Source organism: Rhizobium azibense (genome assembly GCF_004342325.1).
In the GTDB taxonomy this organism is placed as follows: Bacteria; Pseudomonadota; Alphaproteobacteria; order Rhizobiales; family Rhizobiaceae; genus Rhizobium; species Rhizobium etli_B.
In genome coordinates this window covers 166,420-187,400 of the sequence record NZ_SMBJ01000003.1, presented here as the reverse complement: position 1 = coordinate 187,400, position 20,981 = coordinate 166,420, and the positions used below count along the sequence as shown (strand labels likewise).

18 protein-coding genes and 2 tRNA genes are annotated in these 20,981 nt (G+C 60.4%); 11 read left to right on the top strand and 9 right to left on the bottom strand.

Annotated elements, in window-relative coordinates; genetic code table 11:
* Nucleotides 1-78: 78 nt before the first annotated feature.
* Nucleotides 79-1,209 carry a site-specific DNA-methyltransferase gene (locus tag EV130_RS08475; protein ID WP_074060489.1) on the top strand — a complete coding sequence of 377 codons (1,131 nt, stop codon included), beginning with the start codon at nucleotides 79-81 and terminating at the stop codon, nucleotides 1,207-1,209.
* Between the two features lie 120 nt (nucleotides 1,210-1,329).
* Here EV130_RS08475 and EV130_RS08470 read toward each other — a convergent pair whose 3' ends face one another.
* Together EV130_RS08470 and mutY are read right to left on the bottom strand one after the other, a co-directional pair.
* A complete protein-coding gene (locus EV130_RS08470; RefSeq protein WP_074060490.1) occupies nucleotides 1,330-1,947 on the bottom strand; it encodes an HAD family hydrolase in 618 nt (205 codons plus the stop codon).
* A 3-nt stretch (nucleotides 1,948-1,950) separates the two neighbouring features.
* On the bottom strand, nucleotides 1,951-3,042 hold the full coding sequence (gene mutY, locus EV130_RS08465) for an A/G-specific adenine glycosylase (protein ID WP_132659989.1): 1,092 nt from the start codon (nucleotides 3,040-3,042) through the stop codon (nucleotides 1,951-1,953).
* A 97-nt stretch (nucleotides 3,043-3,139) separates the two neighbouring features.
* Between mutY and EV130_RS08460 the strand changes: the two genes are divergently transcribed.
* From EV130_RS08460 to ppdK, 4 genes are all read left to right on the top strand, one after another.
* On the top strand, nucleotides 3,140-3,628 hold the full coding sequence (locus EV130_RS08460) for a DUF721 domain-containing protein (RefSeq protein ID WP_132552795.1): 489 nt from the start codon (nucleotides 3,140-3,142) through the stop codon (nucleotides 3,626-3,628).
* Between the two features lie 279 nt (nucleotides 3,629-3,907).
* Nucleotides 3,908-4,600 (top strand): DsbA family protein, encoded by a 693-nt coding sequence (locus EV130_RS08455; RefSeq protein ID WP_074060491.1) that lies wholly within the window; start codon nucleotides 3,908-3,910, stop codon nucleotides 4,598-4,600.
* 78 nt (nucleotides 4,601-4,678) lie between these two features.
* A complete protein-coding gene (locus EV130_RS08450) occupies nucleotides 4,679-8,140 on the top strand; it encodes a chromosome segregation SMC family protein (RefSeq protein ID WP_132659987.1) in 3,462 nt (1,153 codons plus the stop codon).
* 402 nt (nucleotides 8,141-8,542) lie between these two features.
* Nucleotides 8,543-11,215, top strand: coding sequence for a pyruvate, phosphate dikinase (gene ppdK, locus EV130_RS08445; protein WP_132659985.1), 2,673 nt, complete (start codon nucleotides 8,543-8,545; stop codon nucleotides 11,213-11,215).
* Here ppdK and EV130_RS08440 read toward each other — a convergent pair.
* Nucleotides 11,203-11,472, bottom strand: a complete 270-nt coding sequence (locus EV130_RS08440) for a hypothetical protein (protein WP_074060494.1) — start codon at nucleotides 11,470-11,472, stop codon at nucleotides 11,203-11,205. The two genes, ppdK and EV130_RS08440, sit on opposite strands and share 13 nt — an antisense overlap.
* Nucleotides 11,473-11,558: 86 nt before the next feature.
* Nucleotides 11,559-11,948 carry a hypothetical protein gene (locus EV130_RS08435; RefSeq protein WP_132552792.1) on the bottom strand — a complete coding sequence of 130 codons (390 nt, stop codon included), beginning with the start codon at nucleotides 11,946-11,948 and terminating at the stop codon, nucleotides 11,559-11,561.
* Between the two features lie 228 nt (nucleotides 11,949-12,176).
* Here EV130_RS08435 and EV130_RS08430 point away from each other — a divergent pair, with 228 nt between their 5' ends.
* Nucleotides 12,177-13,082 carry a DUF1499 domain-containing protein gene (locus EV130_RS08430; protein WP_074060496.1) on the top strand — a complete coding sequence of 302 codons (906 nt, stop codon included), beginning with the start codon at nucleotides 12,177-12,179 and terminating at the stop codon, nucleotides 13,080-13,082.
* A gap of 9 nt (nucleotides 13,083-13,091) precedes the next feature.
* Here the strand turns inward: EV130_RS08430 and EV130_RS08425 are convergent, their stop codons facing one another.
* The 4 genes from EV130_RS08425 to EV130_RS08410 are packed head-to-tail and all read right to left on the bottom strand — an operon-like array spanning nucleotide 13,092 to nucleotide 16,455.
* Nucleotides 13,092-14,786 (bottom strand): saccharopine dehydrogenase family protein, encoded by a 1,695-nt coding sequence (locus EV130_RS08425; RefSeq protein WP_132659983.1) that lies wholly within the window; start codon nucleotides 14,784-14,786, stop codon nucleotides 13,092-13,094.
* Complete coding sequence (locus EV130_RS08420) at nucleotides 14,783-15,235, bottom strand: thiol-disulfide oxidoreductase DCC family protein (protein ID WP_132552790.1); 453 nt, start codon at nucleotides 15,233-15,235, stop codon at nucleotides 14,783-14,785. The genes EV130_RS08425 and EV130_RS08420 overlap by 4 nt, the downstream gene beginning before the upstream one ends.
* Entirely contained in the window at nucleotides 15,232-16,155 is a 924-nt protein-coding gene (locus EV130_RS08415; RefSeq protein ID WP_132659981.1) for an MBL fold metallo-hydrolase, read from the bottom strand. Before EV130_RS08415 ends, EV130_RS08420 begins: the two co-directional genes overlap by 4 nt.
* Nucleotides 16,156-16,158: 3 nt before the next feature.
* Nucleotides 16,159-16,455, bottom strand: coding sequence for a cupin domain-containing protein (locus tag EV130_RS08410; protein WP_132552788.1), 297 nt, complete (start codon nucleotides 16,453-16,455; stop codon nucleotides 16,159-16,161).
* A gap of 163 nt (nucleotides 16,456-16,618) precedes the next feature.
* Between EV130_RS08410 and EV130_RS08405 the strand changes: the two genes are divergently transcribed.
* The 4 genes from EV130_RS08405 (at nucleotide 16,619) to EV130_RS08390 (ending at nucleotide 19,396) form a co-directional block, all read left to right on the top strand.
* Nucleotides 16,619-16,693: transfer RNA gene (locus tag EV130_RS08405), tRNA-Gln, on the top strand.
* 355 nt (nucleotides 16,694-17,048) lie between these two features.
* Entirely contained in the window at nucleotides 17,049-17,243 is a 195-nt protein-coding gene (locus EV130_RS08400; protein ID WP_132552787.1) for a hypothetical protein, read from the top strand.
* A 433-nt stretch (nucleotides 17,244-17,676) separates the two neighbouring features.
* The gene (locus tag EV130_RS08395) at nucleotides 17,677-18,336 is read left to right on the top strand and encodes a hypothetical protein (protein WP_132659979.1); all 660 of its coding nucleotides are present in this window, start codon (nucleotides 17,677-17,679) and stop codon (nucleotides 18,334-18,336) included.
* On the top strand, nucleotides 18,260-19,396 hold the full coding sequence (locus EV130_RS08390; protein ID WP_132659977.1) for a Fic family protein: 1,137 nt from the start codon (nucleotides 18,260-18,262) through the stop codon (nucleotides 19,394-19,396). Before EV130_RS08395 ends, EV130_RS08390 begins: the two co-directional genes overlap by 77 nt.
* 739 nt (nucleotides 19,397-20,135) lie before the next feature.
* On the opposite strand, the gene EV130_RS08385 is transcribed toward EV130_RS08390, so the two are convergent.
* Entirely contained in the window at nucleotides 20,136-20,546 is a 411-nt protein-coding gene (locus EV130_RS08385) for a hypothetical protein (RefSeq protein WP_074060504.1), read from the bottom strand.
* 270 nt (nucleotides 20,547-20,816) lie between these two features.
* Here EV130_RS08385 and EV130_RS08380 point away from each other — a divergent pair.
* Nucleotides 20,817-20,893: transfer RNA gene (locus EV130_RS08380), tRNA-Pro, on the top strand.
* Nucleotides 20,894-20,981: the final 88 nt, after the last annotated feature.

The following is a 20,981-nucleotide window of genomic DNA, read 5'->3' as shown; positions in this document are numbered from 1 at the left end:
ACCGGTTCAGGCTTTAGTAACCAACTTGAGTAACCATAACGGCGAGTAAAAGCGTAACGTGTATAAGCGAGTATCCATATGGCGTCAGTTTTTCCGCTTGCCGATCTCAAGACCTCTGCGACCCCGGGTTCTTGGATCGACACGATCATCAAGGGTGATTGTGTTGCAGCCCTCGAAGCTTTGCCGACCAATTCCGTCGATGTCGTATTCGCCGACCCGCCCTACAATCTCCAGCTGGGCGGCACGCTTCACCGTCCGGATCAGTCTCTTGTCGACGCCGTCGATGACGCGTGGGATCAGTTCGCATCATTCGACGCCTATGATGCCTTTACCCGCGCTTGGCTGCTTGCCTGCCGCCGCGTGCTGAAGCCGACCGGCACGATCTGGGTCATCGGCTCCTATCACAACATCTTCCGCGTCGGCGCGACCCTGCAGGATCTGAACTTCTGGATTCTCAACGACATCATCTGGCGCAAGACCAATCCGATGCCGAATTTCAAGGGCCGGCGCTTCCAGAATGCGCATGAGACGATGATCTGGGCGAGTCCGGACGCGAAGGCCAAGGGCTATACCTTCAACTACGACGCGATGAAGGCTGCCAACGACGACGTGCAGATGCGCTCCGACTGGTTGTTCCCGATCTGCAGCGGTGGGGAACGGCTGAAGGGCGACGATGGCAAGAAAGTTCATCCGACCCAGAAGCCGGAGGCGCTGCTTGCCCGCGTCATCATGGCGTCTTCGAAACCCGGCGACGTCATACTCGACCCGTTCTTCGGCTCCGGCACCACTGGCGCTGTCGCCAAGCGCCTCGGCCGCCACTTCGTCGGCATCGAGCGCGAACAGGACTATATCGATGCGGCCTCTGCCCGCATTGCCGCCGTCGAGCCGCTCGGCAAGGCAGAGCTGACCGTGATGACCGGCAAGAAGCAGGAGGTCCGCGTCGCCTTCAATGCGCTGTTGGAAAGCGGCCTCATCAAACCCGGCCAGGTGCTGACCGATAACCGCCGCCGCTACAGCGCGATCGTCCGCGCCGACGGCACGGTTGCCTCGGGCGGAGAGGCTGGTTCGATTCATCGTCTCGGCGCGAAAGTGCAGGGGCTTGATGCATGCAACGGGTGGACATTTTGGCACTTCGACGACGGACAGTCGCTACGCCCCATCGACGATTTGCGGTCTGTGATCCGCAGTGATCTGGCGAAGGCGGAATGAGCAGCGGCCTGACCTGATCGAGACTACCTTCTTCCGGTTTTAGTACCTCCAGTCGCGGAAGAAGGCCTACGGCGCCCGGGATCAACACCCCGGGCGCCTTTTCTTTTCAGCGCCAGTTCGTCACCTTGTTCTTACGCCATAGTCGGCAAGATCGCTGCGCAGCTTGTCGGCACCGGTGAATAGCACCGCGTTCCACCCTGCCGCCCTTGCGCCCTCGACATTGGCAGGCGCGTCGTCGATGAAGATCGTCGCCGCCGGTTCCAGGTTGAAGCTCCTCATATGCGTTTCATAGATCGCGATATCCGGCTTGATGAGTCCGACATCGCCAGAAACGGTAACGCCGCGCGGTTTCCTCAGGAAGGCAAAGCGCTTCTGCGCCTCGCGGAACGTATCGGATGCGAAATTCGTCAGCATTGTCACATCGCGGCCCTCCGCAATCAGCGCTTCCATGATTGCGACACTGTCCTCGTAGGCATGGGGCACCATTTCGTGCCAGTACTTGCGGAAGGCGCGGATATGCTCTTCACGCGTTGGATGGGTTTCAATCAGCAGCGCTTCAGCATCCGGCCAGGTGCGTCCGCGGTCCTGCTCGATGTTCCAGTCATGCGTGCAGACATTGTCGAAAAACCACTTGCGTTCGGCCGCGTCTGGAATGAGGCGGCTGTAGGGAATATTCGGATCATAGTGGATAAGAACTTTGCCAATATCAAAAACGATATGGCGGATTGATGCAGTCATGGGTCATTCCTTGGGCATTGCAAACACAAGCGGAATAGCCGTGGCGATCGCTTTTTTCATGATGGTCGGCAGCGCCTGCGCTTCAAGATTTGTAACCGGCTCCCACCATTTGTCATCAGTCGGAATTCGCGATGGGATCGCGGCGCGGTAGATCGAAAGCCGGAGTTCGAAATGTGTGAAGACATGGATGACGCTGCCGCATGGTTCCCATTGTGCCGGAAAGGGCGCTGCATCCGCGGAAGTTTCCCCATCCGCGCGCGATGTCCAAGCGGTCGTCGGCACCTCCGTCATGCCGCCGAGCAGTCCGCTTGCGATCCGCCGCCCCAGGAGGATTTCGCCGTCAGCGGTCACGGCGACGAAAGCGGCACCGCGCCGGACCGGCTTTTGCTTCTTTACCGCCTTCACCGGAAACTGCTCGGGATCATGCAGGCGAAGCGCCTCGCACGATCCCCTGAACGGACAGAGCGTACAGGCCGGCCGTTTCGGCGTACAGATCGTCGCGCCGAGATCCATCATCGCCTGCGCGAAATCTCCGGGTCTGTCGGCCGGCGTCAGGTGCGCCACCTTCTGCTTCATCAGCGGCTTGCCGGCCGGAAGCGGTGTCGCGATCGCATACAGCCGGGAGATCACACGCTCGACATTGCCGTCCATGACGGCAGCCTGCCGATTGAAGGCAATGGCCGCGACCGCCGCAGCCGTATAGTCGCCGATGCCCGGCAGCGATTTCAGACCGTCCTCCGTATCTGGAAAGATGCCGTCATATTGCGTGGCGACCGCTTCAGCGCATTTCTTGAGATTGCGGGCGCGGGCGTAGTAGCCGAGCCCCGCCCAGGCTGCCATGACATCGTCGTTCGGCGCCTCGGCGAGGTCGCGAACCGTTGGCCAGCGCGCCAGAAAATTGGCGAAATAGGGCTTCACGGCCCGCACGGTCGTCTGCTGCAGCATGACTTCCGAAAGCCAGACGCGATAGGGATCGGCCCTTACGCCGCGCGCTGCCATCGCCGGGCACACGCGCCAGGGCAGGTCGCGGTGATGCCGGTCGTACCAGTCGAGAAGGTGCGTTGCGCAAGGGGCGTCGAGTGTCGTTGATGTCATCATTTGCCGCGGCACGGGGAAGTGACCTATACTTGCCGGAGCAATGCTGCGCGATCAAGGCGGCAGCGCCGAATGGCGGCGGCATCGGAAGGTTTCGATGAGTTATCCACGTAAAGCTGAAAAGCAGATATCCGAACTGGCGAACGGCCTGATCGACCCGGTGCTTGCAAAACGGGCGGGCATCAACACCGCGCTGCTCGGTTGCTGGGATGAAATTGCCGGCGCGGATTTCGCCGACTGCACACGTCCGGAAAAGATCGCCTGGGCGCGCAGCAACGAAGGCGGCACCTATAAGCCCGGTGTCCTGACGATCGCCTGCGAAGGCGCCCGCGCTCTGTTTTTGACGCACGCGCAGGGCGAGCTCATCCAGCGCATCAACAGCTTCTTCGGCTTTGCTGCCGTCCACCAGATCCGCATCGTCCAGAAGCCCGTTTCGCAAGCTGCAAAGCGCTCCCGCACTCCGCCGCCACTGAAGGGCGAGGCTGCCCGCAAGCTTGAAGACATGATGGAAGGCATCGAGGACGACAAGCTGCGCCAGGCGGTGAAGCGGCTGGGAACTGCGGTGCTGGGGAAGGGGCGCAGATAGCGGACTTTGAAAAACCGTCGTCGTAACATCTTGTGTCCGACAAACGGGTCCCTCGCCATGGACTTTACAAAAGCAGCGTTCAAAGACTGAGGCTGTTCGATACCTGCAGAAATACGCCTGCCGCTTTTTGTCCAAGCTGATTGCAGATGCGACGCACAACGCAAGCTTTCGTCCCACCAAGGTCACAATTCTTTGAAGTAAGTTGCCGAAGCGTGCCTTGTTCGCGGCCGCGTGCCGTTATATCGCACATTGAGCCGCCACTCTCGATTAGGGGAACCCATGCTGATCTCTGAAATGCAACTGACGAAACGCCAGCTTCTGAGCGGCATGGCCGCCGCGACCGCGACGCTTGCGATCACCGGCACGGCAAATGCAGCAGCCGAACTTCCGCAGCCGGCTGGCGATGTCGACATGACGGAGGTGCTGAAGCCCGGCCCGCTGCCAGAAATGGCGCTCGGCAAGCAAGATGCGCCCGTGACCATCGTCGAATATATGTCGATGACCTGCCCGCATTGCGCCAACTTCCACAACACGACCTTCGACGAGATCAAGAAGAAGTACGTGGACACCGGCAAGGCGCGTTTCATCATCCGCGAATTCCCGTTTGATCCGGCGGCAGCAGCAGCCTTCATGCTAGCTCGCTGCAACGCCTCCAAGCCGGAAGAATTGAGCGCGCCGGAACAGTATTTCCCGATGGTTTCCATGCTTTTCAAGCAGCAGGAAACCTGGGCGGCCGCTGAAGATCGCCGTGCTGCACTTCTCCAGATGGCCAAACTCGCCGGATTTAGTGAGGATAGTTTTACGAAGTGCTTGACGAACCAGAAGCTTCTGGATGAAGTGAACGCCACGCGGGAAAGGGGCTCCAAGGAGTTCGGCATCGATGCCACGCCGACTTTCCTCATCAACGGGAAGCGTTATTCTGGAGACATGCCGGTTGACACCATGTCGGCCCTCATCGACAGCCTGCTTTGATCCGTACCGTTTCAAGATGACGGGCGACGGCGAAAGCCGTGCGCCCGTTTTTTGTTCTGCGCGCCGTGAGGGCGCCGCATGAAGTTCAACAAGCTCCGCCTCATCGGCTTCAAATCCTTCGTCGAGCCGACCGAATTCATCATCGAGCGGGGTCTGACCGGCGTTGTCGGGCCGAACGGCTGCGGCAAGTCCAATCTTGTCGAGGCGCTGCGCTGGGTGATGGGCGAGAACTCGTACAAGAACATGCGCGCCTCCGGCATGGACGACGTGATCTTCTCCGGTTCGGGAAACCGCCCGGCGCGCAACACGGCCGAAGTCGGGCTCTATCTCGACAACAGCGAGCGTACGGCGCCTGCCGCCTTCAACGATAGCGACGAGATTCAGGTGACCCGTCGCATCGAGCGCGAACAGGGTTCGATCTATCGAATCAATGGCAAGGAAAGCCGTGCCAAGGACGTGCAGCTTCTCTTCGCCGATGCGTCTACGGGCGCCCGCTCGCCTTCGATGGTCGGGCAGGGGCGCATCGGCGAGCTGATTTCGGCAAAGCCCCAGGCCCGCCGCCAGTTGCTGGAAGAGGCCGCCGGCATTTCTGGCCTGCATTCGCGCCGCCATGAGGCCGAACTGCGGCTGCGCGCCGCTGAAGGCAACCTCGAACGTCTTGATGACGTGACCTCGCAGCTTGAAGGCCAGATCGAGAGCCTGAAGCGCCAGGCGCGTCAGGCAAACCGCTTCAAGACGTTGTCTGCCGAAATCCGCGCGCGCGAAGCCACACTGCTGCATATCCGCTGGGTACAGGCGAAGGAGGCGGAAGCCGATGCAGACAGCGCCCTCAATCAGGCGACCGTCGTCGTTGCCGAAAAGGCCCAGATCCAGATGGAAGCCGCAAAGGCTCAAGGGGTGGCCAGCCTGAAGCTTCCGGAGCTTCGCGAGAGCGAGGCGCGTGCCGCCGCTGCCCTCCAGCGGCTGCAGATCGCAAAATCCCAGCTCGAGGACGATGCGAACCGCATCCTGCGCCGTCGCGACGAACTGACGCGTCGCCTGGCGCAACTCGCCGAGGACATTCAGCGCGAGCAGCGGCTGGTGTCGGACAATGCTGCGATCCTTTCGCGGCTCGATGCCGAGGAGACGGATATTGCGGAGATATTGGCAGATTCTGGCCGCCATGCCGACGAATTGCGCGAGGCGTTCGAAGGGGCTGCGGCAAAGCTTGCCGACAGCGAGCGCGTTTTCGCAGCGCTGACCGCCGAGCGCGCCGAAGCTGCCGCTGGACGCCATCAGCTGGAACGGGCGATCCGCGATCTTGCAGACCGCAAGACGCGCCTCGAACGGCAGATGAACGAAGCCAACCGCGAGTTCTCCAGTGTGGCTGAAAAGATTGCTGCGCTGCCCGATCCCGATGAGAAGCGGGCCGTTGTCGAAACTGCGGAGACGGCTGTCGCCGAAGCCGAAGCGGTCATCCAGGCGGTCGAACAAGCGCTCTCCGCAGCGCGCGAGAAAGAAGCGCTTTCACGCGCGCCGGTCGATCAGGCGCGCTCGAAGTTGAATGCGCTGGAAACCGAGGGCCGGACGATCTCGCGCATGCTTGCTGCAGGTGCGGCGGCAGGGGAATTTTCGCCGGTTGCCGATGAGCTCCGCGTCGATCGCGGCTTCGAAACGGCCTTGGGCGCTGCCCTCGGCGACGATCTGGAATCGCCACTTGATCCGAAGGCGCCCGCCCACTGGTCGGGAAATGGTGATGGCACTTCCGATCCCGCACTGCCGAGCGGGGCCGTGCCCTTGCTGAACCATGTCGGCGCGCCGGCTGCATTGACGCGCCGCTTGAAGCAGATTGGCCTGGTCGCCGACGGCGACGCGATGCGGTTGATGAACGACTTGAAGCCCGGCCAGCGCCTGGTGACCAAAGATGGCGCCGTCTTCCGCTGGGATGGCCATGTGACCGGTGCCGATGCCCCGAGTGGCGCCGCTTTGCGCCTCGCCCAGAAGAACCGCCTCGGCGAGCTGGAAAGAGAAGTGTCGCTTGCACGCGATGTTTTGGCTCAATCGGAGGAACGGCTTGCCATGGCGGGCGAAGCCATTCGCGGCGAGGAACGCAGGCTTGGCGAAGCGCGTGACATGAACCGCCTATCGGTCCGTCACCTTGCTGAAGCGCGCGACGCACTGGCTGCCGCCGAACGAGCCTCCGGCGATCTCATCCGCCGTCGCGACGTGGTTGCAGAAGCCGTCAGCCAGCTCCAGTCGCAGCAGGAAGACCTCGCCGTTCAGGAAGAGACCGCGCGCATCGAGCTCGAGGACGCGCCGGATCTCACCACACTCGACGGCAGGCTGCGCATTCAACAGGCAGAAGTCGCGACTGATCGCGGTCTTGCGGCCGAAGCGCGCGCCCGCCACGAAAGCCTGAACCGCGAGAACGAAGCCCGAAAGCGCCGCATCATTGCGATCGGCCAGGAGCGCGAGACCTGGCGCCAGCGCGCCGCAAGCGCCGAGGATCACATCGCGACCCTGCGCGATCGCGAGGAGGAGGCCCGCGAGGAAGCGGCCGAACTCGAAATGGCGCCGGATGAGTTCGAAGACAAGCGCCAGGCGCTGCTGAACGAACTGCAAAGAGCAGAAGCCGCCCGCCGTGGGGCCGCCGATCTTCTCGCTGCGGCCGAACTCGTGCAGCGCGAAGCCGATCATAAGGCCGCCACCGCGCTTTCCGAGCTTGCCGAAAGCCGCGAGCGCCGCGCCCGCGCCGAAGAACGCCTCGTCTCTGCGCGCGAGAAGCGGCAGGAGAGCGAAAGCCGAATTCGGGAAATGCTCAATGTTGCGCCGCATGAAGCCTACCGCCTGACAGGCCTGCAGGCCATGCAGTCCGTCCCCGACTTGCGCGATGTCGAGCGCGAGCTGGAGCGGCTGAAGATGGAGCGCGAGCGCCTCGGTGCCGTGAATCTTCGCGCCGAGGAGGAGCAGAAGGAGCTCACCGAGAAGCTCGAGGCGCTGATCAAGGAGCGTGACGACGTCATCGACGCCATTCGCAAGCTCCGCGGCGCGATCCAGAGCCTCAACCGCGAGGGCCGCGAACGTCTGATCGCTGCCTTCGATGTCGTCAACGGTCAGTTCCAGCGCCTCTTCACCCATCTTTTCGGTGGCGGCACGGCGGAGCTTCAGCTGATCGAATCCGATGATCCTCTGGAGGCGGGCCTGGAAATCCTCGCCCGCCCGCCCGGCAAGAAGCCGCAGACGATGACACTGCTTTCGGGCGGCGAGCAGGCGCTTACGGCCATGGCCCTGATTTTTGCGGTCTTCCTCACAAATCCTGCGCCGATCTGCGTGCTGGACGAGGTGGATGCGCCGCTGGACGATCACAACGTCGAGCGCTATTGCAATCTGATGGACGAAATGGCTGCCTCGACGGAGACTCGATTCGTGATCATTACTCACAATCCGATCACCATGGCGCGCATGAATCGACTCTTTGGTGTAACGATGGCCGAGCAAGGTGTATCGCAGCTTGTTTCCGTCGACTTGCAAACCGCTGAACGCCTTCGCGAAACGGCCTGAAAAACAAGCGTTTTTATAAATACCCAAAAAAGGTCACGTCTGAAAGGACCCCTTAACCCAATTGGGTGATGCTCTTTTTTTAGAATTGAATTAGAAGTTGTTTCTAAATGGCGGACCTGAGATGCGGGTCTATGCGCATGTTGGATCGACCGGGTGGCATACCGACTAAGGGCAGTCGGATTTATCCGGTTTAGTGTACCCCCCGTCCAGTTTCCTGGCTGGACGGAAACAAGGCTTTGCGGGAAGGTTGTTGCAGTCCCGCAAAGCTTTTTTCTTCCCCATTCCAATCAATCGGTTCGAAACGGCGAGCATCCGTTGTGCGGTGCAACATTTCGCCGTATTTGTCGATTTTCATTTCAGGACCAAGGGAATAAGCTGGTCCTGATTTTGATCGGGGGGAAGATGACCAAACTGGTCTATACGTTCGGCAGCGGTCAGGCGGAAGGTCGCGCGCGCGACCATGACGTTCTCGGCGGTAAGGGCGCCAATCTGGCCGAGATGTGCAGCCTTGGCCTGCCGGTGCCGCCAGGCTTTACCATTGTCGCCGATGCCTGCAGCGCTTATTACACGCTCGGCAGACGGATCGATGCGGGCCTGAAAAATGAAGTCCGCCGGGGACTGGAGACGATCGAGAGGGCGACTGGTCGGCAGTTCGGCGCAAAGGATCGGCCGCTGCTCTTGTCCGTCCGCTCAGGCGCCCGCATTTCCATGCCGGGCATGATGGACACGGTTCTCAATCTCGGCCTCAACGACGAAACCGTGCAGGCGTTGGGACATGATGCGGGCGACGCCCGTTTTGCCTGGGATAGCTACCGCCGCTTCATCCAGATGTATGCTGATGTCGTCATGGGCCTCGATCACGAAATTTTTGAGGAGATCCTGGAAGACCAGAAGGCGCGTCTCGGCCATGAGCTCGAAACCGAGTTGACAGCCGGCGATTGGCAGCATGTCGTTTCCCTTTATAAGGAGCTGATCGAGGAGGAACTCGGCGAGGAATTCCCGCAGGATCCCGAAGAGCAACTGTGGGGTGCCATCGGTGCCGTATTCGCAAGCTGGATGAGCGCGCGCGCCGTCACCTATCGCCAGCTCCACAACATTCCGGGAGGCTGGGGCACGGCCGTCAACGTCCAGGCCATGGTCTTCGGCAATCTCGGCAATGCGTCGGCAACCGGTGTCGCCTTCACGCGCAATCCCTCGACCGGCGAAAGGTCGCTCTACGGCGAATTCCTTGTGAATGCGCAAGGCGAAGACGTCGTCGCCGGCATCCGCACGCCCCAAAGCATTACGGAGGAGGGCCGCATCAACTCCGGTTCCGACCGCCCGTCGCTGGAAAAGCTGATGCCGGAGGCTTTCGAGGTACTCAGCGGTATCTGCGCCGAGCTCGAAGCGCACTACCGCGACATGCAGGACATCGAATTCACGATCGAGCGCGGCAAGCTATGGATGCTGCAGACGCGCTCCGGCAAGCGCTCGACAAAGGCAGCGATGAAGATCGCCGTCGATATGGTGGATGAGAAGCTTATAACCGAAGAGCAGGCGGTGCTGCGCATCGAGCCGTCAACGCTCGACCAGCTTCTGCACCCGACGATCGATCCTCGCGTGGACCGCCAGGTGATCGGTACCGGATTGCCGGCTTCGCCGGGGGCTGCGACCGGTGCGATCGTCTTCACCGCGGAAGAGGCGGTCGCGGCGGAAGAGGAGGGCCGCAAGGTCATCCTGCTTCGCGTCGAAACGAGCCCGGAGGACATCCACGGCATGCATGCCGCAGAAGGTATCCTCACCACGCGCGGCGGTATGACCAGCCACGCAGCGGTGGTTGCCCGCGGCATGGGCGTTCCCTGCGTGGTCGGTGCGGGAACGATGCGCATCGATCTCCGCAACGAGCGCCTTATTGGTGTTGGCGTGACGCTGAAAAAGGGCGACATCATCACCATCGACGGCTCGGCCGGGCAGGTATTGAAGGGCGAGGTTCCGATGATCCAGCCAGAGCTTTCCGGGGATTTCGGCCGCATCATGGGCTGGGCCGACAGGCTCCGCCGCATGACGGTGCGCACCAATGCCGATACGCCCGCCGACGCGCGCGCTGCGCGTGCCTTCGGCGCGGAAGGCATCGGCCTTTGCCGCACCGAACATATGTTCTTCGAAGGCGAGCGCATCCATGTCATGCGTGAGATGATCCTCGCCGAAGACGAGAAGGGCAGACGTGCTGCGCTCGACAAGCTGCTGCCAATGCAGCGGTTGGATTTCACGGGCCTCTTCACCGTCATGCACGGCCTGCCGGTGACGATCCGCTTGCTCGATCCGCCGCTCCACGAATTCCTGCCGAAGATTGAGGAAGAGATCGTGGATGTCGCCGCTGCCATGGGCATGGAGGCGGCCGCACTCCGCCAGCGTGTGGAGGCGCTGCACGAATTCAACCCGATGCTCGGCCACCGCGGCTGCCGGCTTGCCATTTCCTATCCCGAAATCGTCGAAATGCAGGCGCGCGCCATTTTCGAGGCGGCCGTTGCCGCCGCGCAGGAAACGGGGTCGGCCGTCGTCCCGGAAATCATGGTGCCGCTCGTCGGCCTGCGTTCAGAGTTGGATTACGTGAAGGAACGGATCGACGCGGTTGCCGGGGAGGTGATGGCCGAGGCTGGCATGAAGATCGACTATCTCGTCGGAACCATGATCGAGTTGCCGCGGGCAGCCCTGCGCGCACACAAGATCGCCGAGGCAGCCGAGTTCTTCTCCTTCGGCACCAATGACCTGACGCAGACGACCTTCGGCATTTCGCGTGACGATGCCTCCGCCTTTATCCCGACTTACCAGCGCAAGGGGATCATCGAGCACGATCCTTTCATCTCCCTGGATTTCGACGGTGTCGGCGAGCTGATCAGCATCGCTGCAGAACGCGGCAGGCGCACACGCAATGACATGAAGCTCGGCATTTGCGGCGAGCACGGCGGCGATCCTGCCTCGATCCATTTCTGTGAGACGATCGGCCTCGATTACGTCTCCTGTTCGCCGTTCCGCGTGCCGATTGCGCGGCTCGCGGCGGCTCAGGCCGTCATCAGTAACGGTCAGCGGCGGTAATAGCGAGGATAGTAGATCGGGCGGGTGAAGTCGTCGAAGTTTTCGTCTGCCTGGGCGCGAAATGCGCGCGCGTCAGCGCGCCTGTCGAGATCGATGCGCTGCAGGCAGGTGGCAAAAGCGTCGGTGCCGCGCCTGAAGCCGTAGCCGAGGCATCGCCGCTCGTCGGCAGCCCGCCGTTCTTCCGGCGTGAGAGTCTGGCAGGCCGACAGGCTGATCGCGATGGCGGCGAGGGACAGGGAAAGAGCGGAAATACGCATTCACATTCTCCGATGCATGAACCGGTCGCCAGACAAGAGGCGATTTGCCGGCTCACGTCAACAAACATCGGAAAACGCGGCTGAGATCAGATTCGTTCCAGCACCTCGATGAAGGCATCGGCGAACTGCACGAGATGTGCGGTTTCCTCATCCGGCGCCTGCACGCGGATTTCCGAGCCATTGCTATCGAGAACGGCAAGCACGACGCGCATTTTGGTGCTCGCCGACGGGATGCGCAGAACGGCGATGCGCCGGCAATCCTCGATCAGCCCGGCTGCCGGAAGATCGAACAGGAATTCGCCGTCTGCATTGGCGGCAGCTGCGCGCACGGCCTCGCAAAAGCCCTCTTCGCCGCCGTTATAGCCTTCGAGCGAAAGCTCGAGCTCGAGAAGCTCCATCGGCAGGAAGGACTCGGATGGATCGCTTGCCCCAAGCGATGATACCTGTGGTCTTTCTGTTGTTTCCGATGAAAGCATCGATTTTCTCCTGATCCTTCCCGTTGGCGGCAATCCGCCGGAGCTGTGTTTCTAAGTCACATGTCACATATCAGATGTTGCTTATTAAAGCCACCGTCGCCTTTTGGTGGATTGCAGCCCTTGCGCGGAGACAACAGTTTCAATTTAGGCGAATCTTGCCATAAACAAGTGTGGGTGCTTCTTGCGCCTTCGCAGGCGGTTTGCGCCTGCGAATAACCGGTAAGTTTGATGGCCATCCGCTTTGACCGCCCCGTTTCCAGTTCGGCCCGCTTCGCGCGGCGCTTCGGGGCGTTTGCACTGGTCCTCTGGGTCGCGGTGCTGGTCGCGCATCGCTTCGGCGGGCTTGCCACGCCCTATCTCGTGCTGCTCTTGCTTGTCTCCATCGGCTTTGCGCTGCTTGCCGCCTTGCTTGCGGCCATCGGTCTTAGAAGCCTCTGGGTGTCCGGAGCCGAAGGCGGCCTCGATGCGTTGAAAGCGCTGATCTTTGCGATCCTTCCCCTGGGTTTCGGCGGATTCATCGCAGAGCGCTATTTCACGCTGCCGGCCATCTACGACGTGTCGACGGATGTCGTTTCAGCGCCAGACTGGCTTTCGCCGCCACATGCAGATCAGATCTGGATGAAACGCAATCCCGACGGGTCGCCGCAGGCGCGCGACCAGCAGCTCCTCGCCTATCCGGAACTGACCGGTCGGCGTTATGAAGGCGCGATCGACCGCGTCCTCGAAGCGGTCAGGAAAGTGGCGAAGCTGGATGGCATCACGATCACCGCAAGTGCTGGCGAAGGCGAACCGGTCCGCGATCTCGAGGATGCGCCGGCAAGGCCGCAGCCGGATGGCGATGCCGTCGCCGAAGCGCCCGATCAGGTTCCCGTTCCCACGCCGAGGCCCTATGAGGACGATGTCGCAAAGCTCATTCGCGACGCAAACGGCGTGACGCTTCAGGGCGAAACGCGCACGCTCATCATCGGCCTGCACTTCGACGTCGTCATCCGGCTGCGGGAAGAAGCCGAAACCACTTTCGTCGACCTCCGCGTCGCCTCCCGCTACGGCCAGCACGACCTCGGCCTCAGCGCCGAAATCGCCGACCATTATCTCGAAGCCCTCGACATGGAACTTCTGGGCATTGCGGGGTAAGAAGAAAGCTCAAACGCCGTCTTTTTCCAGCCATCCGGCATAGCTCACGATCAGCCCGGTCAGAGGACCGCCCACCTCCACATGGAAATGGAACCGGCCTTCGCGCTCCTCCTCGTAGGTATCCCCGCGAGGCGCCAGCACCAAAGGCAGGGGGATCCCGAAAAATCGCCAGCCGCGAACGATGAAACGTAGCTTTGCGCCATCCGGCACCACAGCCATCAGAATCCGGAAAGGCCCGAAATCTTCAGCGAGCAGATGCGCATCGCGCCCATTTCCCTCCAGTTGCACGCTGCCAAACCCAGCACCGCCGAAATCGCGTGTCCACAGCTCTGTTCTGCCTTTGGTGGTGAAACATACGCTGACCGCAACATCATCCTGCGCTTTCGGAAAGCCCACGGCGGCAGCGATGATCGAGGCAAGCAAACCGGTACCACGCTCCACGCGTGCACGGCCCGAGAGCTTGTGTCCGCCTTCGCTTGTGTCATGCGTCGCGGCAATCGCACGGGGTAGCCGTTCCCAGGCCGAGCCGAGCAGGCGCCGATAGAGGGGCAGGTCCACATCTGCCGGCCCAACCTGGCGTGTGCCGCTTTGGATGGCGAAACGCTTGAAACATCTTTCGAACGCCTGGAGAGGAAACTCGCCGTCCGCCGAACGCGCACCATCGGCCGGTCGATTGCCATTCGCAAGCTTTCGGATCAGGGCCTCCAGCCCGGCGACAGGAATGAACGGCCCGTCATCGCCTTCCGCGACCAGATGCCAGCTCGCTTCAAGCGGCTTGCCGCCCCGATCCGCTCCCGAGACGTGGACGAACATGCCGCCCCGGTGTTCGCCGGTGGCGAGGAGCTTGCTTGCCCGATGCATCAACGGGGCAATCGTCAGCAGCGAGGAAAGAAGCTTGAGCCGCACCAGTTGCGCCGTTGCGGCCAGCAGCCGTTGCAGGATCTGTGGAGTTGTTGCCGCACCGGTGAATACAGAGCAAAGGCCTTCGAACCGTTGAGGCAAGAGATCGAGATCCGGCGCGTCAACCAGTCTGAAACATCTGCTTTTGAGCGGGATGCATCCGGGCGGTGCGACCGTCACTCGATGCCAGTCGATCAGCCCATGGCCAGTCGCTGAACGGCCGTTGCGCAGGATCGGCACGGGCTTTCCTGCATAGCTCGCAATCGCCTGGACGACGTTGGGACCGACGTCGGCATGCGGCGAGGGCGCAATACCCGATGAAACGTGGTCGATCCGCGAAAAATCCTGTGCCAGACGGTCGAGCGCGGCAAAGGAGAGAGCACGAAAGCTGCTCAGCCCCGACAGCACGAATACGCGCGCCGCCCGCGCTTCCGCATCAAGCGCTGCGATCTTGTGGACGAATTCGCGGCTGTCTGCCAGATCGGCGTAATCGATGCCGAGCGATATGCAGGCCCTCGGCACGCGAAAGCTATCGCCCATCGTCTGGAACGGTCCGGAAGCGTCTACGGTCACGGCGGGCCGGAGCGCAGACAGCTGCTTGTAAACATCGCCGTTGCGGTCGAACTCCACTGGCTCCTTGCCGGCTCTGCCGCCCAGACTGGTCACGAAAGCAACCGCCTTGGCAAGCGAACGTCCTGCGATCAGAAGGCAGAAACGCTCGTCGTCGCAAAGAAGCTGCGCCAGCCTGGCGCCGAACGTGCCATAGCCGCCTATGATGAGAATGCGAAGTGCTGCATCGCTCATGCCAGGAAGCGGCTCCGCTCCTCGGGCGAAGGCACGTAGCAGGTTGTCCGGCGCCCGGCGATTTTCAGGCGGTTCCTGGCGACGAACTCATAGAGCCGGTCGGCAAGCGGGCGCGGCAGGATATAAAAGATACTGACGAGCGACCAGGGAAAGCCGAGCCGCGCAATCATGCGGATCGAACCCTCGGATTTGAAATGCGCACGGCCGTCTTCGATCAGGATATTCGTCTCGTAGTCCCGCTCATCCAGGCCGTAGTGCCGGTAGAGTGCCGCGCCGAGCGGCGATTGCGCGGCAAGGAAGCGGTACCGCCCGGCCTTGTCGTGCCTCAGCGCGAATTTCACCCAGCCGGAGCAGAAGACGCATTCGCCGTCGAAGATGATGACCGGCTTGTCATCTGGAAAGGCCGGAACAGCAGCATCGCTACGATAGCTATAGTCATTGCGTCTCATCGCCCCGCTCCAGCTGACAGTCGATAGGCCCCGAAGAGCGAAGGTGGTCCATTGGCCTGCACGATCCCGCGTTCCACCAAATCCTCGATATGCGCGAAGACGGAGAGTGCGGCGGCACCGTGCAGCCTGGGGTCTGTGTCGCGGTAGATCACCTTCACCATGTCGGGGATCAGTTGGTCGCCCGCCTTGATCCGCTCCACGATGGCGCGCTCACGCATGCGCCGGTGCGTCTTTAGCGCCCGCACGAAGGAGGCGGGACGTTTCACCGGTCCGCCATGGCCGGGGAAAAGCAGGTGATCGCGGCGCGCGATCAGCTTGTCGAGCGAGGCCATGTAGTCGGCCATCGAGCCATCCGGCGGCGCTACGATGGAGGTCGACCAGGCCATGACATGGTCGCCGGAAAAAAGGATGCCGGTTCCTTCAAGCGCGAAAGCCGCGTGGTTTGCGGCGTGTCCCGGGGTCAGCACCGCCGTCAGCGCCCATCCGTACCCCTTGATGGTCTCGCCGTCGCCAAGCGCGATATCCGGCACGAAATGCGTATCGGCGCTTTCGGCAAAGGGATTGACCTCGCCATCGTAAAGCGGCCTTGCTACCCGGTGACTACCTTCGCCGACGGTAACGGCGCCTGTCTCTTTCTGCAACTTCTCGGCAAGCGGTGAGTGGTCGCGATGCGTATGGGTGATGACGATATGCGTGACAGTCCGGCCCATCAAGGCCTTGATCAGTGCCTCAAAATGCGCCTCGTTCTCAGGTCCCGGATCGATGACTGCGACGGCCGAGGTACCGACGATGTAGCTGTTGGTGCCGTGGAAGGTGAAAGGGCTCGGATTGTTGGCCGTGATGCGCTGGACCCCCGGCGCAACGTTCACCGCGCGTCCATAGTGAGGGTCGAAGGCAAGGTCGAATGTCGGGCTGGGCATCGTTTATTTGTATTCTATCTCGATAAAGGACATCGGCTCGCTTCCGGCATTGACGACATTGTGCTCCGCTCCCGCCTCGCGCCGGTAGGCAGCACCCATGGCCACGTCGACGCGCCGACTGCCGTCCCGGTCCTCGAGCAGGAATTTGCAATCAGTCATCGGCACGACGACATAGCCGAGTCCGTGAGTATGCACGCCGGTATCTGCACCCGGCTCGAAGTCCCAGCGCGTGATGCGCACGGCGGCATCATCGAGAAGAAGCGTCGCAAGGGCAGGCGGGCGGGCACGGTAGTTGCTCATGATCTCTCCTGAGACTTTGATCGGGCGAACCAAGACGTAGCACGACACAGGAAAAAGCACACAGAAATACGCCGGCAACGCAAGTTAGTGATTGTGAGGCAGCCGGACCTTTGCTAATCAGGCCTCGCTTCCGGCAAAGCGGGCTTCCGCTTTCAAGCTCTGGTGGGGCGTCGCCAAGCGGTAAGGCACCGGTTTTTGGTACCGGCATTCCCAGGTTCGAATCCTGGCGCCCCAGCCACGTATGTGCAGCTCGCCACATACGTTTGAACTTTCGCCACTCGCTTTGAGCAAAATGGCCGTTAAAGGCTGCTCGGCAGACGTTTTTGCGCAAGACTCGCGTCGTTGGTGGCTGATGACGATCTAACCAAGAAGGCTCTTTGCAGTAAACAGCTCATTAATGTGAGGGTTAATGCCGGAGGCGTTTCTACCTGTTTTGGAGAGTTCCTCACAGACCGCTTCCAATGTTATCGATTCGCGAATCGGTCTGTCCGGCCAGAGGGCCACTGAGATGCCCCTCTTCATGCGTGCCGGTCTGTTAACCACAGCTTCGGGCCGTCCGTTTCGAAGGGTCCGCTCTCCCGGGCGATACCGGCGTGTATCACGGCAATCTGGACGATGTAGACCGCGTCTTCACGGCGATCATGCAAATGGCAGCCGCCGACAATGGCAAGCAGCGCGACAACGGTATCGGGACCGCCTTCAAGCTTTCGGAAGCAGGCGAGGCAAAGGCCAAGCGCTATATGGTTTCATCGAACGTCACGCGCGAGACGCTTTCACGGCTTATCTAGGATGCCCATCTGGATGAGCGGGCTGATGCCGCGTCGGGAAAATTACATCAGACGCTCTTGGGACGGCCGGATTCTGAGCTTAAACAGCAAATCTTGACAATTCAGTCCTCTTAAGTGGCAAAAGTTGTCAAATCCGTCGGCTATAGAACTACCAGGCGTCACGTTGAAAGTGCGTAAAGGCACACCCTTGCCAGAAGATGACCAGCCGATGCGGACTGGTCTCTATATCTCATCACAGGCTCGAATGCTCGTGGAGAATATGGTGCCTTCCAGGGCGAGGAGTGGCGTGGCTCGAACGGTTTCACGTCAGGAGGTGGAAGGGTTTCTCGTTCAACGGCTACGCAACGACAGGGAAACTGTCTGGACGGTTTGGGTATCCTTCGGGACCGGATCAAGGAAGTCGGCAAAGCTTTAGGTTTGGAAGCCAACGCAAATGAGCTTGACGGAATGGTTGGAACATTGCTCGGCACGAAAGATGTTGAGCTGGCGTCACCACTGGCAACGTCGCATAAACTTGGAACGCCATATGACAGTAAGCGTGTTGATCTCTTTAATGCCCTCCATGACGTTTTACGTGAGCGTGCACCCGCCGCGCCTCGTCTCACGAAGGAGAAAGATCAAGGATTGCTTCACGCGGCATTCTTCGAAGCATATTTCTCCAACTTTATCGAAGGCACTGAAATTCGAGGTTGCCGAAGCGGAGGACATCATCTTCGGGGGTCGCATTCCCAATGACCGACCTGCGGATGCGCACGATATACGTGGAACCTTCGATATCGTTTCCAGCCCTGAGGAAATGGTAAAGACGCCGAAGACTGTCGATGAATTTATCGAACTCTTGAAGCACAGGCATGCATTGATGATGGGTGGCAGGCCAGAAACGATGCCTGGTCAGTTCAAGTCGAAGTCGAACCGCGCTGGCGGGACCACGTTTGTCAGACCTGACGAGGTTCTCGGCACCTTCGATAAGGGGTTTGAAATCTACAGCCGCCTCGACGTCCCATTTGATCGAGCTCATGATGTTCATGGTTGCGGAGGTTCATCCCTTCTCAGACGGAAATGGCCGATCCGCGCGTATCATGATGAATGCTGAGCTTGCGGCAGCGAACGAGTCGCGAATTATTATCCCGACCAAATATCGCTCGAACTACCTGGAAGGCCTGAGCCTGATGTCCAATCATGGAAATCCGGACACGCTCATTAAAACGTTGGAATTCGGTCAGCGATATGTTCACAGCTTCGATTGGTCCAACTTTGATCAGTCGCTCGATGTCCTTAAGAAAACCAATGCTTTCATGCGTCCCGAAGAGGGAGACCGCGACGGTATCCGTCTGCGTTTGCCGAGGGCAGCCGATTTTGCTCCGGACAATGATGAAAACGATGGCGGCGACGGCTCCGGCGGCGGAGCTTCTGGTGGCGTCAGCCGTACGCAACGAGGTGCGCGGGCATCGTCTAAGAAGAGCGCTTCCTCCAGCGAGCGGCAGGGCGTTGAATCCATGGATCAGGTGAAACAGGGAGTTGGCTTCGCAGGTCAGCTACGGCGATTGGGGACATCGCTCTGGTCGGGGTTGATGGGTGGGGGTGACAGCGGCGCGGTCGCCATAGCTGCTTCCCAGGTTTCCGGTCCTGAACGCCTCGTGCAAGCGGTGGAAGAAATCATCGCTCCCGTTCTCGACCAGCATCTCGCTGAAATTCGGGTATTCCGCCGAGGTGGCGGCGGCGGTGGTGAAAAGTGGCAGGCTCACCGAGTAGCGTTCGAGAAACTTGCGACAGAGCTAGACGACCGTTACCTGCGAGGAAATCATCTGCTTATGCTCGCTGCCCAAAAGCAACTGGATCGCCTTGGGTCGGTTGAAAGGCAAGAGATGAATCTGCTTCCATCTGTAATGCGGGCAGTTTCCGAAGAGCCGCTTGAGGAACGTCGGGTGCTGGAGTCGATGAAGACCTATTCGTTCGAGGATGTTGAGAAAACGATCTTTGAACTCCAACAGCGAGTAAAGCGTGCTGTTGATGAGACTTTAGTCAGTGTCGAGGAATATCCGAGTGTTCCTCGACCAGGAAAAACCATCAAGGAGCGAGCATTGGATTTGAAGGAGAAGCTGGTTCCTGATCCGTCTTTCGATCCAGGCCTCGACCTTAGGCCCAAGTTCTGATCGCCTTGACGGAACGACGCCGATGGCGTCTGATTGCTATGAGAGGTGCGCTGATCGACTGGGAAGCGCTCCCATCGTCACGCTAGTGATCCGGCTGGTATAGCGGATAGAACGTATGTTCGAAGAGTTGTCGAGTTTCCGAGGGGACTGCTGAACGGTGGTCCCCTCGATGGTTTTCATGGCTCTAAGCAGCTTGCGAACTGGACGGCCAGCCTTCCTTAACCTGCTTTTCAATGTGATCGAGGTTGATAATCACCGCCATCTTTGCGGGGCCTATGTTGTTTTCAGAGTTGTACCGCCCTGCCTCCTCGCTATAGCCCGACATTAAAACCTTCGGGACGAAACATCCCTCGGAGACCTCCTTGGTGAGACAGCAATCAGTAACAGTTCTCCCGGCTGTGAATTGCGCGAGCGATTGGCTTCGTAAGTGTCTGGCGCGAGATAGTCGAGGGCCGAGTCCAGGCGCTGCGTATGTAGACCACCTGGACGAATTCGCCGATTCTAGTCCTTCAATCGTCCAGGCTGCGATAGGATCATGGTGAAGTGTGGTAGTCTCCTGGGCACGCCATGTCGGGCCATGGCATGAGCCGGCGCGTCCTTCTTCACCTCCGATGAACCACGGCGTCAAAGACAACCCAATCCACAAAACAACCCGCCGAAAAAATCGGCGGGTTCGTCAGCGGTGTCACGGCGGCCTGAGGCTGTCTTTCCCGGACTGATGCCGGCCCCAGAAATTCAGCTACTGAGCCGTTTCCGGTGCCAGAAACTCCGCACAATAGGATTTGCTGTTTTCGCCCGGAATGTCGCCGACGGTCCGGATGCTTCGAATGGTGTAGCTGGAATCGGCGGTGACTTCGGCCTGGCAGCGGAGATAGAGCGTTCGGGCGGCAGCGATCTGCTTGCCGCGCTTGCCGTTTTCGCCTTCGGCATATTTCGCCGGGACGCGGATCCTTTTGTAGCCGCCCTTCCAAGTGTAGACGGTCGCCGAGCCGTTTTCGGTATCGGCTATCGGCGGACCGTAGGCTGCGAAGAACTTGCCGGCCGACTGGCCTGTCCAGCGTGCGGAGATCGGATCGGCTGCAGAAGGAATGGTCGTGCAGCCGGCAAGCGCAGCGGCAAGCCCGACCGCGGCAGTGGTGCGGAGTTTCATCTAGTGTCGTCCCTGAATTTGTCGCGCATTCGACGGCGGGAATCGCTGTCAGCCAACGGTTTCCGCTTGTCCCGTGGAGCGCTTTAGCGCGGAACCCCGCAAAAGAAAATTGCCCTGTCTTCGCGATTGCGAAATTTGCCGTGAGTGTGGCTTTTTGTTGCAGTTTCAGGCTGAGGCGGGCCCGTCACCCCTCTGTCAAAAATGCGCCGAGTTTTGAAAATTGATGCTTGCGCAATAAGATGGGCCGGTCTATAGAGGCGCCGCTGGTCACGGAGTGTAGCGCAGTCTGGTAGCGCACCACGTTCGGGACGTGGGGGTCGAGTGTTCGAATCACTCCACTCCGACCAGCCGATTTTTCCCGATTTTCCTGATGCCCGGCAGTATTTGCGACGCATACTGCGTGTAGCTATTCGTTTTCGCCAGCCCGCCTCGGCA

What these genes read in the sequence shown, in the direction of transcription:
- ppdK (WP_132659985.1), top strand. Translation starts at nt 8,543, where the DNA reads ATGACCAAACTGGTCTATACGTTCGGCAGCGGTCAGGCGGAAGGTCGC.
- EV130_RS08385 (WP_074060504.1), bottom strand. Translation starts at nt 20,546, where the DNA reads ATGAAACTCCGCACCACTGCCGCGGTCGGGCTTGCCGCTGCGCTTGCC.
- EV130_RS08395 (WP_132659979.1), top strand. Translation starts at nt 17,677, where the DNA reads ATGAGCTTGACGGAATGGTTGGAACATTGCTCGGCACGAAAGATGTTG.
- EV130_RS08450 (WP_132659987.1), top strand. Translation starts at nt 4,679, where the DNA reads ATGAAGTTCAACAAGCTCCGCCTCATCGGCTTCAAATCCTTCGTCGAG.
- EV130_RS08420 (WP_132552790.1), bottom strand. Translation starts at nt 15,235, where the DNA reads ATGAGACGCAATGACTATAGCTATCGTAGCGATGCTGCTGTTCCGGCC.
- mutY (WP_132659989.1), bottom strand. Translation starts at nt 3,042, where the DNA reads ATGACATCAACGACACTCGACGCCCCTTGCGCAACGCACCTTCTCGAC.
- EV130_RS08470 (WP_074060490.1), bottom strand. Translation starts at nt 1,947, where the DNA reads ATGACTGCATCAATCCGCCATATCGTTTTTGATATTGGCAAAGTTCTT.
- EV130_RS08475 (WP_074060489.1), top strand. Translation starts at nt 79, where the DNA reads ATGGCGTCAGTTTTTCCGCTTGCCGATCTCAAGACCTCTGCGACCCCG.
- EV130_RS08460 (WP_132552795.1), top strand. Translation starts at nt 3,140, where the DNA reads ATGAGTTATCCACGTAAAGCTGAAAAGCAGATATCCGAACTGGCGAAC.
- EV130_RS08410 (WP_132552788.1), bottom strand. Translation starts at nt 16,455, where the DNA reads ATGAGCAACTACCGTGCCCGCCCGCCTGCCCTTGCGACGCTTCTTCTC.
- EV130_RS08425 (WP_132659983.1), bottom strand. Translation starts at nt 14,786, where the DNA reads ATGAGCGATGCAGCACTTCGCATTCTCATCATAGGCGGCTATGGCACG.
- EV130_RS08435 (WP_132552792.1), bottom strand. Translation starts at nt 11,948, where the DNA reads ATGCTTTCATCGGAAACAACAGAAAGACCACAGGTATCATCGCTTGGG.
- EV130_RS08390 (WP_132659977.1), top strand. Translation starts at nt 18,260, where the DNA reads ATGATGTTCATGGTTGCGGAGGTTCATCCCTTCTCAGACGGAAATGGC.
- EV130_RS08430 (WP_074060496.1), top strand. Translation starts at nt 12,177, where the DNA reads ATGGCCATCCGCTTTGACCGCCCCGTTTCCAGTTCGGCCCGCTTCGCG.
- EV130_RS08455 (WP_074060491.1), top strand. Translation starts at nt 3,908, where the DNA reads ATGCTGATCTCTGAAATGCAACTGACGAAACGCCAGCTTCTGAGCGGC.
- EV130_RS08415 (WP_132659981.1), bottom strand. Translation starts at nt 16,155, where the DNA reads ATGCCCAGCCCGACATTCGACCTTGCCTTCGACCCTCACTATGGACGC.
- EV130_RS08440 (WP_074060494.1), bottom strand. Translation starts at nt 11,472, where the DNA reads ATGCGTATTTCCGCTCTTTCCCTGTCCCTCGCCGCCATCGCGATCAGC.